The sequence below is a fragment of the Colwellia sp. MB02u-14 genome (genome assembly GCF_014076915.1).
In the GTDB taxonomy this organism is placed as follows: domain Bacteria; phylum Pseudomonadota; class Gammaproteobacteria; order Enterobacterales; family Alteromonadaceae; genus Colwellia_A.
In genome coordinates this window covers 64,531-77,990 of record NZ_JACGUX010000085.1, presented here as the reverse complement: position 1 = coordinate 77,990, position 13,460 = coordinate 64,531, and the positions used below count along the sequence as shown (strand labels likewise).

The following is a 13,460-nucleotide window of genomic DNA, read 5'->3' as shown; positions in this document are numbered from 1 at the left end:
TAGCTAATTTCTTGCATGCCTTTAAAACAGTGACTATTGTTTACAAAATTAGCTTGCACAAAGGATTGCTTGTTAACCGTGATGGATTGATATGTTTTCAATGAATACGGGAGTATAAAATGAAACATCGTTTAAGTTTTGGCTTTTATAATATATTTGCAAATAATATTATTGAAGTTACCGCAGATGAAGGCGTTGAAATGACACTTGAAATGGTAGAAGAGTGTCATGAGTTTGTGAATAATAACGTCGAAGGCGATTTTGCTTTGCTTATTAACCGTATAAATAATTATACCTATACTTATGAAGCAACACTTTCTGTAGCCTCTTATGAAGGATTAAAAGCGCTTGCTTTTGTTTGTTATTCTGAAAAAAGTAGATTAGTGACCAAAAAACTCCAAGCGAGTCGTTCATTTGATCAATGGAAATATCCCGTGTTTTCAGGTTTAGAATTAGGCTGGCAACAAGCTTACCACTGGCTAGAAAGTGAATTGTTGGCAATAAAAATAAATTAAACCGATAAAAAGGGATAGCCATTAGCTATCCCTTTTTTATTCAGTATCGTCTTGCTGAAATATCCTATTTTTAATGCATTTGTGCATCCTTGCGCATTAACAGTAATTATCTGTTACAAGCTGAGGCTTTTGTTGAAATTATAATTGTGCAAAACACTTATCAGCAGCAGCTAACGTTAATTCAATCTCTACATCAGTATGAGCCATCGATAAAAATCCCGCCTCATAAGATGAAGGTGCCAAGTAGATGCCGTTTTCTAACATTAAATGGAAGAAACGTCTGAACTTATCTGCATCACAAGCGGTTGCTTGTTCAAAAGTAGTAACCGGCTCTTGTGAGTCAGTAAAGAAAAAACCAAACATTGCACCCGCATAGTTAATGCTTAACGATACGCCATTGCGCTCAGCGGCTGCTTTTAAACCCATAGCAAGCTTTTCAGTTGATGCACTCAGTTGTTCGTGCTTATCACCGATACTTAATTCATTTAATGCCGCTAAACCGGCAGCCATAGCAATAGGGTTACCTGATAAGGTACCTGCATGGTAAACAGGGCCAATAGGTGCAATATAGTCCATTATTTCTTTTTTACCGCCAAAGGCGCCAACGGGCATACCGCCGCCAATCACTTTACCTAAAGTCGTTAAATCAGGGGCAATATTGTAATGTGCTTGAGCCCCGCCTAGTGCAATACGAAAGCCGGTCATTACTTCATCGAAAATCAATACACTTTTATGTTCATCACAAACTTCGCGTAGACCTTCAAGGAAACCTTCTACGGGAAGAACACAGTTCATGTTTCCGGCAACAGGTTCGACAATAATACAGGCGATTTCATCTTTATATTTAGCAAAAATTTGTCGAACTTCATCAATATTATTAAAACTAACCGTTAATGTGTGCTTGGCAATATCAACAGGGATACCTGGAGAACTTGGCACACCCATCGTCAGCGCACCTGAGCCTGCTTTGACTAATAACGAATCAGAATGCCCATGATAGCAACCTTCAAATTTTAAAATTTTATCACGTCCCGTAAAACCACGCGCTAATCGAATTGCGCTCATCGTCGCTTCTGTACCCGAGCTGGTCATACGAATGCGTTCCATTGATGGTACTAATTCACGTACTTTTTCTGCCATGGTAACTTCTAGCTCGGTGGGTGCTCCAAAGCTTAAGCCATTTTTAGCCGTTTCAATTACGGCGGCTAAAATAGCCGGGTGATTATGACCTAAAATCATCGGTCCCCAAGAGCCAACATAATCAATGTAAGCCTTATCATCGGCGTCATAAATATAAGCACCTTCAGCGCGCTTAATAAAACAAGGCGTACCGCCAACACCATTAAAGGCACGAACAGGCGAATTTACGCCACCGGGAATTATTTGTTTTGCGCTGTTAAAAAGTTGTTCTGAATGGTTCATAAAATTGCCTACTTTGTTAGTTATAAAGTGATTGTTAGTTAACCTTTTTATCACTTATATACTTAGAATTTATTTATTTGTTGGTGTACCAGGTGACCGGTTTTTCAAATTGGCTAAGCTTGTTTTCTACACCCAGTGTTAAAGCAAATAATGCCATGCGAACAAGTACGCCATTTTGGGCTTGTCTGAAAATAGCCAAATTATCTAGATCATTTAAGTCGCTATCAAGTTCGTTGGCTTCCGGACGAGAATCTCTCGGCAATGGATGCATGATCACGGTGTGCTCTTGGCAAAACTGCTGGTAAACTTCTTTATTTAAGCTGAAATGACCACGGTATAAGTTAGCTTCATCTTTGCTGGCAAAGCGCTCTTGCTGAATGCGTGTTTGATAGATAATGTCACATGATAAATTATGTTCAATTTTATCAGTGATCACCACGTCATGACCCGCATTGGTGAGTGATGAAATTATACTGTCGGGCATCTTGAGCGCGTCAGGTGAAATCATCGTCACTTTCATATTTTTATATAAACTGAGTAATTTAGACAGTGAATGTACGGTTCTTCCGTGTTTGAGATCACCCATTAAGACAATATTTAAACCGTCTAAGGTTTTATTGTGTGGCGCCATCTCAGACTGAATGGTAAATAAATCAAGTAACGCTTGTGTTGGATGCTCATTAGCACCATCACCCCCGTTAATAACAGGGACACTGCTGCCTTTTGAAAACTCTTCAACAGAGTGCATTGTTGGGTGTCGCATCGCAATAACATCAGAGTAACCACTAATAACACGAGCGGTATCAAAGAGAGATTCACCTTTACTTAACGATGAGTTTTCTTGACCGACAGTTTCACGAACAGAGCCTCCTAAAAGGTTAAACGCTGCACCAAAACTGACACGAGTTCGGGTACTGGGTTCAAAGAATAGATTATTAAGAATAGCACCCTCTAAAACATGACAGCGCCTTTTACGCATGGCATAAGGTGCCATTAGCGATGAAACTTCCAAAATACGAGAGATAGCATCGCGATTAAACTGCGAAACAGAAAGGATGTGACTTCCTTCAAACTTCATCATAAAAAGTTACCTAAAATTATAAGACTGCGACTATTTTTGAGGCAATAATATAGCACAATTTAGGAATGTTGAGAATATATTATCGTTGTTCAAGATCTAATAGAACGTTATAACTGGTAAATTTTTTATGTGCACTAAAAAGCAAAAATATAATTCAAGGTGAATCATTGGAACGGTTTTAAGTATACTAAATATATTATTGCGAGCAGTATAAGTACGGGAAACTCATTAAAAAAGCGATAAAATTTGCCTGTACGTATGTTTTTATCTGCTTTAAAATCTTTAACTAATTTAAAGCAATAGCCATGGTAAGCCAAAAGTAACATAACTAGAGTCACTTTTAGGTGTAACCATTTTGAGGCAATAAACCAAGCGTAACCATAATGATAAATTAATGCCACGCCTAATAAAACCGTTAATAATGCAAAAGGAGTCACAAAATATAGCAGGCGTTTTTCCATCCCCTTTAAGTGATTTGCAACCGCTTGATTCGTTGTTTCTGCATGGTTAACAAAGAGTCGAGGTAAATAGAAAATCCCTGCAAACCAAGCGACCATAAAAAATACATGAAAAGCTTTTAACCACAAAAGAGTAGTCATACTGTTGTTTTTCCTTCTAATAAATAACTTCGGATCTGTTCAAAGGTAATGATGCCTAAGATGTCGTTAAGGTCTTCATCGTAAACATAAACACCACCATCACGTTGCTCAATCAGGGCTAAATAAGCTTCAGCTAATGTTGATTGACTTTGCAAAGGGATTAATCGCAAAGGTACTATTTTTACAGCTCTAACGGCTGGGTTGTGTTCAATTTTTAACCATGTAAACGTTGAGTAAGGGGTGAGGTTTTCTATTGCGGGCGATGCTTGAATAATAACATGATTTAACAACTCAACTTTCTCTAGCGCTCTTAAAACGTCTTTGGAACATTCTTGTTGATAGACATTGATATTTTCCTGTAAAACACCCAAAACACCGATACGTTGTAATGACTTTTCAATAGGCGATTTTCGGTATTTTAGCCCTTGTTGTTCAAGTTGCATAACAAAAACAGATCGGTTTTTGAAAAACTGGCCTGAAAATACACAGGCAGTGGTTATAACGATCATTGCAGGCACAACGACCTCTAACTGATTCGATAACTCCACAACGGTTAGTAGTGCCGCCAGTGGCGCGTTTAGTGTTGCCGCTAGAAAGCCAGCCATCCCCATTAGCGCATAGTCGCCTGCAAGGTTTTCTCCAGGTAGGTAACCAGTAACAAGTACTGACACACAAGTACCTGCAATTGCACCTATACCAATAATAGGACCAATAATACCACCAGGAATACCTAAGCCTAATGCGGTAATTGTCATGAGGATTTTGGCAAATAATAAACCAAGTAATAGCTGTATATGAAGATTATTTTCCAACGCAAATGTTATTGCCCCTAAATCGGTACCCATAGCAAATGGCACAAAAAAACCTAACGTTCCTGTAATAAATGCCGCCAACATAATACGAGGCACTATATGTATTGAGCTTGAATATTTTATGATGAGGATTAGATATCTGTTAAAGCCATACGCTAATAATCCGAGTATCAATCCTAATAAAACAAGTGCAGGATAATGATGAAAGCTAAGAGATATTTTATCGAAATAGGCAAATTCATGTGCCGACCCCAAAATGCTACGGGTGATCATTGAACCGATAAGAGCTGCGATCATCACCGGAATAAAGATATGTACTTTATATTCACGTAATATTACTTCCATGACAAAAATAACCGCAGCAATGGGAGTATTAAAACAAGCGGCTATTCCTGCGGCTATTCCGCAGGCACAAAGTGTGCGTATCGTGTTGAATGGAAGGTTTAGTTTATTACCAATATAACTGCTACAAGCGGCGCCTAAATGTATAGCGGGCCCCTCTTTACCGACTGAAAATCCAGAGGCTAACGCAACAACACTGCCAAAAAATTGATTAATAGTATTGCGAAATGGAATAATGCCATTAGCCACTTTTAAGCGGTGTAATATAAAAGGAATACCAGTACGTAAATATTGGTAGCCCGTTAACCACGCAAAAAATAAAATCATCAATCCGCCGACTATAGGCAAAACGAAACGACTTAACGCATCTAAACTGGTATAGTTATCTTTTTGGATTAAATAAAAGCTTTGAATTGTGTCAATGCTAATGGTAAATAGTACGACTAAAAGTGCTGATGCAGCGCCACCTATAGCGGCTAACAAACAAAGTTGCCAGGAAGTTCTCGGTAGGGCTAAACGTTTTCTAAGTAAAGAGAGCGATATCATAATAATGAAAGGGTTCACCTTTATTGTTTTAGCCTAAAAATATTTATTAACTCGTCGGATATCATAATACTTTTCAAATGAATTGGTTAGCAAAAATAAATCTAAATACGGTTGTGGTTCGTTTAGGCGCATTCCGTTCTGCACTTTTACTTCTTCTCATTATTGCTATCTGTCTTTACAGTGGTTATCGTGTTGGGAATTTTTATCATGGCTATCAAGTTAAAACGTTAGCGCAACAGCAAACGCGACTGAGTAAATTATATGAAAAAAATGTTGATCAAAACAGTCAAATAAATACCCTTGAAGTAGAGTTAGAAGTTGAACGTATGGCTAATCAACATTCTCAAGAGCTTTTAAAAATGATGGAGTCTGAACATTACGAAGTTAAGAAAGAGCTCGCTTTTTATGAAAAAGTGATGGCGCCAGAAAAAACAGTTGATGGTTTAGTTATTGATAGACTTCTGTTGTACCCAACAGCGAGTCCACATCACTTTCGTTTTCAAATAGTATTAGTGCAACAGCAGTTGCGTAAACGATTTGCTAAAGGGTATATCGACTTCACCTTGTTGGGCAGTTTAAATAATCAGCCTAGTCAATTAAAATTAAGCCATATATCAGCGTCGACAAAGAAAGATTTATCATTTAGTTTTCAGTATTTTCAAATCGTTGAAGGTGAGTTTACACTGCCTGAAAACTTTCTCCCAGAAAAGTTAGAATTAGCGACTATTTTACCAAAAAATAAATGGCAGAAATATCAGCGATTAGATGAAAGCTTTATCTGGGGCGAACTCTTAAAAAACACGCCGTAATACGATGTGTTTTTAGGCCACTATATTATTCCCCAGAAAGTTTTTTCATGAGCGCTATCGCATCTGATTTATCGGGAAAAGCATTTTCACTTTCTATCGCCGTTTTCAAATACTTTTTCGCTTCACCTTTACGGTTTAATTGATATAAAGCGACAGCTAAGTGATATTTTATTTCGGCATTATTAAAATCTTTAATAATGACTTGTCTGAATATAGGCAGTGCTAAGTCTGCCTGTTCATTTAATGTGTAAGACCATGCGAGTGTATCCATTATCGCTACGTTATCAGGTAATTTACTATGTGCCTTTTCAGCATGAGCTAATGCTTGTGGGAACTGATTCAATTTAATAAAGACCTGTGCCGCATTGTTTAATAAAATAGGCATTTCAGAAAATTCTTTCATTAAATTTTGATACTTTTCAGCGGCACGCTGTAGTTGGTTTGTAGCGACTAACGTGTCGGCTATTGCGATTTGAGAAGTAATATCTTGTGGATTATCGTTAGTCCAGTCAGTCAGTAAACTAAGTGCTTTTGAAAATTGTTTTTGTTGTTTATAAACACGGTACAAACCGTAAACGGCCTGTCGGTTTTTACTTTTTTTCAAGGAAACCAAAAATAAGTTTTCTGCTTTATCAAATTTTTCTAATTGTCGGTATAAGTCACCTTCTAAATTCTTCAAAAAAACAAGGTTAGTACTTCTCTCTGATATGCTTTGTAAAATATCTAAAGCAAGTCGTTCATTTTTTTGCTCTACGTAAATATTAAATAATTTTAAATATGAGTCAACGTTTTCGCTATTCCATGAAATCGAGCGTTTTAAGCTGAGAGTGGCTCCCTCAAAATCAGAACGGGACAATTGTGCATCAGCAAAAACATTATAAATATTTGATTTGTCATTGCTATTCTTTACGGCTAATTCAAAAGTGCTAAAAGCCTTTTCATAGGCTTTATCAGCCATATATAAATTAGCGAGTGCTAAATAAACACTTCCAACTTTATTGTTTTTGTTCAAAAATTTATTTGTCAGCGTTATAGCTTCTTTTAGCTGACCAAGCATTACTTGCATCTCAATAATGTTGATTAATGCTGTTGGGTTATTGTTATCAACACTAAACGCTTTTTTGTATGCATCTAGTGCATCATTATTGTTTTTTGTTATGCGATGTATATTGCCTAGCTCGATTAATAAAAATGCATTAGGCTCTTTTAATTCAGACACTTTTTTATTGATTTTCTCAATAGCTTTGTCAGACTGTTGCTCAATAACATCTATTCTTGATAAATGAACAAGCGTTCTAAGGTTATTTGGGTTTAAAGCTAAAGATTGTTCTAGTGATTTTTTTGCCAGAAGATGTTTGTTTAATCGACCTAAGAGGATGCCTTTTCGTAAGTGTAAAACGCTATCGTCATTTTGTAATGTTAGCGCAAGGTCTAATTGTTCGAGTGCTTGTTCAAATTGATTGTTTTTCTGGTAAGCCTCTGCCAATAATACAATTAAGCTTACGTTGGTATCGAGTGACTTTGCCTGTTCAAGGTGGATAATCGCTTGTGAAAACTTCCCGGTCAGCATCTCTAAGTTTGCTAAGTCAAACAAAGCCTTTGGGTTGTCTTTATTATTAACAACGTCGATTAGATAATTTTCAGCAAGTTGTAGCTCACCTAGTATTGTATAAGTTTGCCCAAGTAGAGACCAGGTTTCGATATCATCTGGATCGACTAACTTTGATTTTACCAATAATGTTTTCGCTCGAAATGGGCTATTTAATGATAACTCGACTTGGGCCGCTAACTTTAATGCTCTTGTATCATTATTAATGATGGCAAGGTATTTTTGCAAAAACTCTTGAGCTTTAAGGTTTTCTTGTTGTTGGAAACTTAGTACGCCAGCTAAATAAAGATAGACCGGATTTTGTTTCATTACCTCCTCAGGTAAACCGGTTAATACCACATTAATATGAGCGGTTGTTTCCTCTACTTCCTTTGTATTTCCTAGCGCACTGTTTGCTATTATTTTTAAATAATTCGCTTTAGGTTCATTAGGGATTTCTGTCGTAATAACATCAATGTCGTTCAAGGCAAGTTGAAAATTTCCTAGCTCAATATATAGGCTTGCTCGTGTTAGTAGCGCAGGGAAGTCCTTATTGTTTAATTCGATAACCTGAGAAATAATACTCAATGACTCTAATTTATTGCCTACTTGCTGTTCTATATTAGCAAGCATTGTTAAAGCAATACTATTTGTTGGAGATACCGCTAGTACTTGGCTGAGGTAAGCTCTCGCTTGAAGTATGTTTCCTTTAAGTAAGTATACTTGTGCGAGGCCTAATTGTGCTTTAATGCTATTAGGTACATGTTCTAATGCTTTTTGAAATAATATTCTTGCTTGCGCTAAATTGTTCATCGCGATAAAAGCTCTTCCTTGTAATATCGCAATTTTATTAAGCTGTTTTTTTTGGGTGTCAGCTGCAATAGGGGCATTAATCACTTCTTTATATTTTTGTTGTAACAGATAAGCCTCGAGCATTAAAGGAAGTACCTTACTTTCATCCGCTTTATTATTTTGGGCTTTTTCTAACTGATTCTCAGCGGAAGCGCCATCACCCATCGCAATATACACTTCGGCGAGTAAAACCATTGAAGGTAAATGCTTAGGATCATTTTTTAAAGCATTTTTCAAATGAATAATTGCAGCGTTCAGTTCAGAGATATAAAAACTTTTGAGTGCATCTTCATAAGGTTTATCTGCATTTTGCTCGGTAAAAGCTAGAGAATGGGTACTTAGCAATAAAAGCGTGCCAGTGAGTAAGGCTAAAGTCGTTTTTATTAAAGATATCATTGAAATATTTCTTTTATGAAAATCAATTGTTAAGGATACTCGGAGTTATTATTAATATCTAGAAGATCTTTAATTGTTTAATGGATGAAATAATAGTTGTCGATAATTTTTACACTTTTAGGTAATATAATGAGTATATATCTATATATTTCTCTATATTATTGAAGTTATTGGTTTTTTACATATTGGCTTGAATTTTGAATAAGACTGAATTAGTAGATAATAAATTATACATAATCTTGTGTTTTGATTACACATGTATTGATGCCGGTATTTAGAAGTAGGTTTAAAAATATGAAATGTTTAAAATGGATTGCAATAGCTGCACTTTCAGTATCAAGTATTAACGCGTTTGCTACAACACTTACCGCCGATGAAATAATGAAGGAGTACACTGATAATGGTTATTCAGATATTCAAGATAATTATATAGGTAAAGGTAATAGAAATGACATCAATGGTGAATCTTACCTATTTGATGTTGACCAAATGTTCGTTTCTCGTGTTGGCACCATACTATCTGTTGACATCTTTACTGCATTTTACAACGATATAAATACAGACGGTATCAAGCTTGGTGATTTGTTTATGGCTGCTGATAATAGTTTTGACAGTACTGGAGAATCGCCTTGGGATCCCAAACGAAATAACTCACGTGACAGATATACTAGTACTGCAGATAAATCAAATACCGGCACAAATTGGAACTACGTTTACGACCTTAGTGGTGCACGTAAATTTACGTCAGGAACTGGGGAATTAAAGTCAGGCTTTGGCAGTAATCAGGTAGTGAGTTCGTCTGATCTTCATGGTACTAGTTCTCGTGATAACCAAGCGGTAATGCTTGCGGATAGAAATAGCGATATAGTTCATGATTCATCTTCATGGTATGTAGATACTAATTATAGCTATGCTAAGACCGTTGGTGAAACATGGAATGGCTACGGTAAAGTTAGTTTTTCTTTTGATGTGAGTGGTACCGCACTTGCTACCGCTAATCAAATTGCTTTTCGCTGGGCAATGACATGCGCTAACGACATTATTGAAGGTGTTGCTTCATTTTCTGGTGGTTCAACTCCTGTGTCAGAACCAGGAACTATTGTATTAATGTTGCTTGCTATGGCTGGTTTTACTTACCGTAGAAAAGTAAAAAATTAATCTTTCATTAATAACCTGATCAATGCGTTATATTGAGAAATATGGCGCATTTTTTTTGTTATATTTGTGAAACATTACTTTTTATTGGGGTTAGCAGACTAAACAAGTGAATACTTGACTAAATTAGTCAAGTTTAAGATAATGGCTCTGAGACAATCCCGTTAACATCTTTGTAAGTAGAGTAATATGTCAACTCCTGAATTACCGATAAAATTTTCCGATGCCGCCGCAACTAAAGTGTTGTCTTTGATAACAGAAGAAGAGAACCCGGAATTAAAATTAAGAGTGTATGTAACAGGTGGTGGCTGCTCTGGATTTTCATATGGCTTTACTTTTGATGAAAAAGTGAACGATGGTGACATGACCATCGTTAAAAAAGGCGTTACTATGGTTATTGACCCGATGAGTTTACAATACTTAGTTGATGGTGAAGTCGATTATATTGAAGGCCTAGAAGGCAGTCGATTCTTAGTAAATAACCCCAATGCATCTTCGACTTGTGGTTGTGGTTCTTCTTTCTCAATCTAACCCTCTTTAGTTTTATATTGATTAAAAAACCAGTGATATCCTCCCTGGTTTTTTTTGTGCCTATTTCTTTCTTTTATCTTAGAAGTCTTTTAAATCAGGCATGCTATTACATCGAACACTTCCCCCAAGCAAATCTGATATTGCTGTTATTGCGATATTAACCTTACTGCTATTCAATCTACTTGCTTTATTTTCGCTTTAGCATCGGGTTGTTGATTAAACCTTGTTATCGATGGTGCAAGAGTATTTTTATGGGTTCAGTATTGATTGAAATTGTCATCTTGCGCGTTTCACTTGCTTGATTATTCAAACGTTGCCCCAGCTTCCTTAGTGACGTTTGTGAAATACTTTTATTTGAGCTATCACTTGTTAACAATTTTTATTGTTTGGCTGCTTCGGCAATATTTTAGCTTGGGTGGTGGACTCTCTTTTTAACGGTATTCTCTTAACCGTCTGAGTTTCGCTTTTAGTTTCATTTTTCGGTGCTTTTTTTATAATGGTCGCCTGCACCGTATCAAAAGCAAAGCTTGAATACTTAGCAACAGAAGAGAAATACAGTCTCGCTTGGATAGGTTTACCGGGATTTTTTTTTATGATCATGGGTAAAGGGGCTTGAGAAAACGGTTGCGTGAAAATAATCAGCATCATCAAATGAAAAATGGTAGAGCAAATCAGTCCTTTGCTTAATTTATTCACATATGACCTCCTTGTAAATCGTAAAATCATTGATGTTACATTGAGACTTCCAATCTTGAAAAATTTTAGTTTTACCTTAATAAACAGTAAATAGTTCAATAAAGATAGTTCGTTGCTATTTTAAGGTGAAGCTATTTGCATGTCGTCGCAAGATTCTTGATACTGAATGTATTCTACGATCAATCATTACTTATAAAAGGGAATATCATGCGGAAAGTGCCTTTTCAATCAGTCATAAAAACACTTGTGTTAAGCAGTGTTTTTTTAGCTTTGTCGAGTTCAGCAGCAACACTAACAAAATCAGAAACTAAAGCATTAACACAATTAAAAAATACCGCTCTCCAATCTGATTTATCGTATCAAGTATTGGAATCGTTAACTACAGAAGTGGGCCATCGGTTAATGGGCTCTGAGGGGGATAAAAAGTCGATCCTCTGGGCGCAAAGTAAGATGAAAGCGTTAGGCTTTGATAAAGTATGGACAGAAGAAGTTACCGGAACCTTTTGGCAGCGCGGCGAAGTTCAAGCTAAAATAATTTCACCATATCCACACAAAATCGTTGCTATTGCACTGGGTGGAAGTATAGCTACTAGTGATGAAGGACTTACCGCGGAAGTAGCTCACTTTAAGACATTAGCAGATTTAGTTGCAGCACCAGACAATAGTTTGGACGGAAAAATTGCATTTGTTTCTTATCAAATGGAAGAGCATATCGACGGTAATGGCTATGGTCCAGCCGTAGGTACGCGTGTCGGTGGTGCTGTTGTAGCGGCTAAAAAAGGCGCGTCGGCATTAATTATGCGCTCTGTTGGAACAGATAATAACCGGATAGCTCACACAGGTATTATGCGTTATGACGACAATGTGAATAAGATCCCCGCTGCAGCTCTTTCAAACCCCGATGCAGACTTACTTGTTAACCAATTAAAACGGAACATGCCAGTCAGTTTTTATTTAAAATTAACCAGTCATACCGACCCTAAAGTGACTGCGGTTTCTGCGAATGTGATCGGTGAGATAACCGGCAGTGAATTCCCTGATGAAATCGTTTCAATTGGCGCACATCTTGATAGCTGGGATGTTGGCACGGGCGCATTAGATGATGGTATGGGGGTTGCTATGATGTTGGCGTCTGCTTATCACATTGCACAATTACCGCAACGACCGAAACGTACGATTCGTGTCATTCTTTTTGCTGGTGAAGAAGTGGGTTTGTTAGGGGCTAAAAAATATATGGAGCTTCATGAAAATAACATGGCAAACCATATCATTGGCGCAGAGTGGGACTTTGGTGTTGGTAAAATTTATAAAATGACGTCTGGTGTTGGTAAAAATTCGCTAACAGCGATTAACGATCTTGCTGCACATCTAGCTCCATTAGGCGTTGAACTATCAAATGATAATAATGCTCAAGCACAATCAGATATGAGCGTGATGAGTGCGGCAGGTATGCCAAGTATGAATTTTGCACCTGATGGTACAAAGTACTTTGATTATCACCACACCGAAAACGATACCTTAGACAAGGTGAACCCTGAAGACTTAAAACAAGCAACAGCGGTTTATACTCTATTTGCTTATTTTTCAGCTCAATCAGGTGTTAATTTTAGAAAGTAATTATAATTATCTAAAGGAATGTTAGTCGCCGCTTATTTTGTTGCTAACATTTCTTGTCAGAGCTCTCCTATAAACTATTTCAAAGCAACTTTCTTCTTGATTTTATGATAATTCTGAACTTAACTCTTTAAAAGATATAAAATTAATTTCAGCAGTTAACACTAAGAGAGAATCAGGCATGAATAATAGTACACTTGCTACATCAATAATCGTCTCGTTATGCTTGCTACAAGGAATAGCCCAGGCGGAGTAAGGCTCTTAGGCTTTGCTAGCGTGAGTGTGGGCAAGATACTCAATGAAACTGGTGTTGAAAATTATGGCGTACCCGTAACTTTTCTCGCCGATAACGCCATTGTTTCTGCTTATGAATACGGGTAGAGTCTAGATTCAGAAAGCTTATTCGGTTTACAAGTCATGGCAGATATGAGTCTTGATATAAAAGCAGTAAAATTTTTTTGATGATTTTAAAAAAATTAAGACTTTGGTCGCTAGGCATTTT

12 protein-coding genes are annotated in these 13,460 nt (G+C 36.9%); 6 read left to right on the top strand and 6 right to left on the bottom strand.

Going from position 1 to position 13,460, the window contains the following annotated elements; genetic code table 11:
- Positions 1 to 119 precede the first annotated feature (119 nt).
- Complete coding sequence (locus H4J52_RS15580) at positions 120 to 515, top strand: hypothetical protein (RefSeq protein WP_182182164.1); 396 nt, start codon at positions 120 to 122, stop codon at positions 513 to 515.
- A gap of 138 nt (positions 516 to 653) precedes the next feature.
- Here the strand turns inward: H4J52_RS15580 and hemL are convergent, their stop codons facing one another.
- The 4 genes from hemL to H4J52_RS15560 form a co-directional block, all read right to left on the bottom strand.
- A complete protein-coding gene (gene hemL / locus H4J52_RS15575; RefSeq protein WP_182182163.1) occupies positions 654 to 1,937 on the bottom strand; it encodes a glutamate-1-semialdehyde 2,1-aminomutase in 1,284 nt (427 codons plus the stop codon).
- 73 nt (positions 1,938 to 2,010) lie between these two features.
- Complete coding sequence (locus H4J52_RS15570) at positions 2,011 to 3,015, bottom strand: aspartate carbamoyltransferase (RefSeq protein WP_182182354.1); 1,005 nt, start codon at positions 3,013 to 3,015, stop codon at positions 2,011 to 2,013.
- Positions 3,016 to 3,182: 167 nt separating this feature from the next.
- Positions 3,183 to 3,617, bottom strand: coding sequence for a CopD family protein (locus H4J52_RS15565; RefSeq protein ID WP_182182162.1), 435 nt, complete (start codon positions 3,615 to 3,617; stop codon positions 3,183 to 3,185).
- Positions 3,614 to 5,335, bottom strand: coding sequence for a chloride channel protein (locus H4J52_RS15560; RefSeq protein WP_310649991.1), 1,722 nt, complete (start codon positions 5,333 to 5,335; stop codon positions 3,614 to 3,616). The genes H4J52_RS15565 and H4J52_RS15560 overlap by 4 nt, the downstream gene beginning before the upstream one ends.
- Positions 5,336 to 5,394: 59 nt before the next feature.
- On the opposite strand from H4J52_RS15560, the gene H4J52_RS15555 reads away from it, so the two are divergent.
- Positions 5,395 to 6,126, top strand: a complete 732-nt coding sequence (locus tag H4J52_RS15555; protein WP_182225130.1) for a DUF6776 family protein — start codon at positions 5,395 to 5,397, stop codon at positions 6,124 to 6,126.
- 25 nt (positions 6,127 to 6,151) lie between these two features.
- Here the strand turns inward: H4J52_RS15555 and prsT are convergent, their stop codons facing one another.
- Entirely contained in the window at positions 6,152 to 8,962 is a 2,811-nt protein-coding gene (gene prsT, locus H4J52_RS15550; RefSeq protein ID WP_182225128.1) for an XrtA/PEP-CTERM system TPR-repeat protein PrsT, read from the bottom strand.
- Positions 8,963 to 9,256: 294 nt separating this feature from the next.
- Here prsT and H4J52_RS15545 point away from each other — a divergent pair, with 294 nt between their 5' ends.
- Both H4J52_RS15545 and erpA read left to right on the top strand, forming a co-directional pair.
- Entirely contained in the window at positions 9,257 to 10,120 is an 864-nt protein-coding gene (locus tag H4J52_RS15545) for a PEP-CTERM sorting domain-containing protein (RefSeq protein ID WP_182225126.1), read from the top strand.
- A gap of 186 nt (positions 10,121 to 10,306) precedes the next feature.
- Complete coding sequence (erpA, locus tag H4J52_RS15540; RefSeq protein WP_182182158.1) at positions 10,307 to 10,648, top strand: iron-sulfur cluster insertion protein ErpA; 342 nt, start codon at positions 10,307 to 10,309, stop codon at positions 10,646 to 10,648.
- Between the two features lie 369 nt (positions 10,649 to 11,017).
- On the opposite strand, the gene H4J52_RS15535 is transcribed toward erpA, so the two are convergent.
- Positions 11,018 to 11,344: a hypothetical protein gene (locus tag H4J52_RS15535; RefSeq protein WP_182182157.1), complete on the bottom strand. Its 327-nt coding sequence runs from the start codon at positions 11,342 to 11,344 to the stop codon at positions 11,018 to 11,020.
- Positions 11,345 to 11,551: 207 nt separating this feature from the next.
- On the opposite strand from H4J52_RS15535, the gene H4J52_RS15530 reads away from it, so the two are divergent.
- A complete protein-coding gene (locus tag H4J52_RS15530) occupies positions 11,552 to 12,961 on the top strand; it encodes a M20/M25/M40 family metallo-hydrolase (protein WP_220461101.1) in 1,410 nt (469 codons plus the stop codon).
- 219 nt (positions 12,962 to 13,180) lie between these two features.
- Positions 13,181 to 13,339: a hypothetical protein gene (locus tag H4J52_RS15525; protein WP_182182156.1), complete on the top strand. Its 159-nt coding sequence runs from the start codon at positions 13,181 to 13,183 to the stop codon at positions 13,337 to 13,339.
- Positions 13,340 to 13,460: the final 121 nt, after the last annotated feature.

Bases quoted from the DNA above. Each gene is read 5' to 3' on its own strand.
- H4J52_RS15545 (WP_182225126.1), top strand. From the start codon at position 9,257: ATGAAATGTTTAAAATGGATTGCAATAGCTGCACTTTCAGTATCAAGT.
- prsT (WP_182225128.1), bottom strand. From the start codon at position 8,962: ATGATATCTTTAATAAAAACGACTTTAGCCTTACTCACTGGCACGCTT.
- hemL (WP_182182163.1), bottom strand. From the start codon at position 1,937: ATGAACCATTCAGAACAACTTTTTAACAGCGCAAAACAAATAATTCCC.
- H4J52_RS15570 (WP_182182354.1), bottom strand. From the start codon at position 3,015: ATGAAGTTTGAAGGAAGTCACATCCTTTCTGTTTCGCAGTTTAATCGC.
- H4J52_RS15565 (WP_182182162.1), bottom strand. From the start codon at position 3,617: ATGACTACTCTTTTGTGGTTAAAAGCTTTTCATGTATTTTTTATGGTC.
- erpA (WP_182182158.1), top strand. From the start codon at position 10,307: ATGTCAACTCCTGAATTACCGATAAAATTTTCCGATGCCGCCGCAACT.
- H4J52_RS15530 (WP_220461101.1), top strand. From the start codon at position 11,552: ATGCGGAAAGTGCCTTTTCAATCAGTCATAAAAACACTTGTGTTAAGC.
- H4J52_RS15555 (WP_182225130.1), top strand. From the start codon at position 5,395: ATGAATTGGTTAGCAAAAATAAATCTAAATACGGTTGTGGTTCGTTTA.
- H4J52_RS15525 (WP_182182156.1), top strand. From the start codon at position 13,181: ATGCTTGCTACAAGGAATAGCCCAGGCGGAGTAAGGCTCTTAGGCTTT.
- H4J52_RS15580 (WP_182182164.1), top strand. From the start codon at position 120: ATGAAACATCGTTTAAGTTTTGGCTTTTATAATATATTTGCAAATAAT.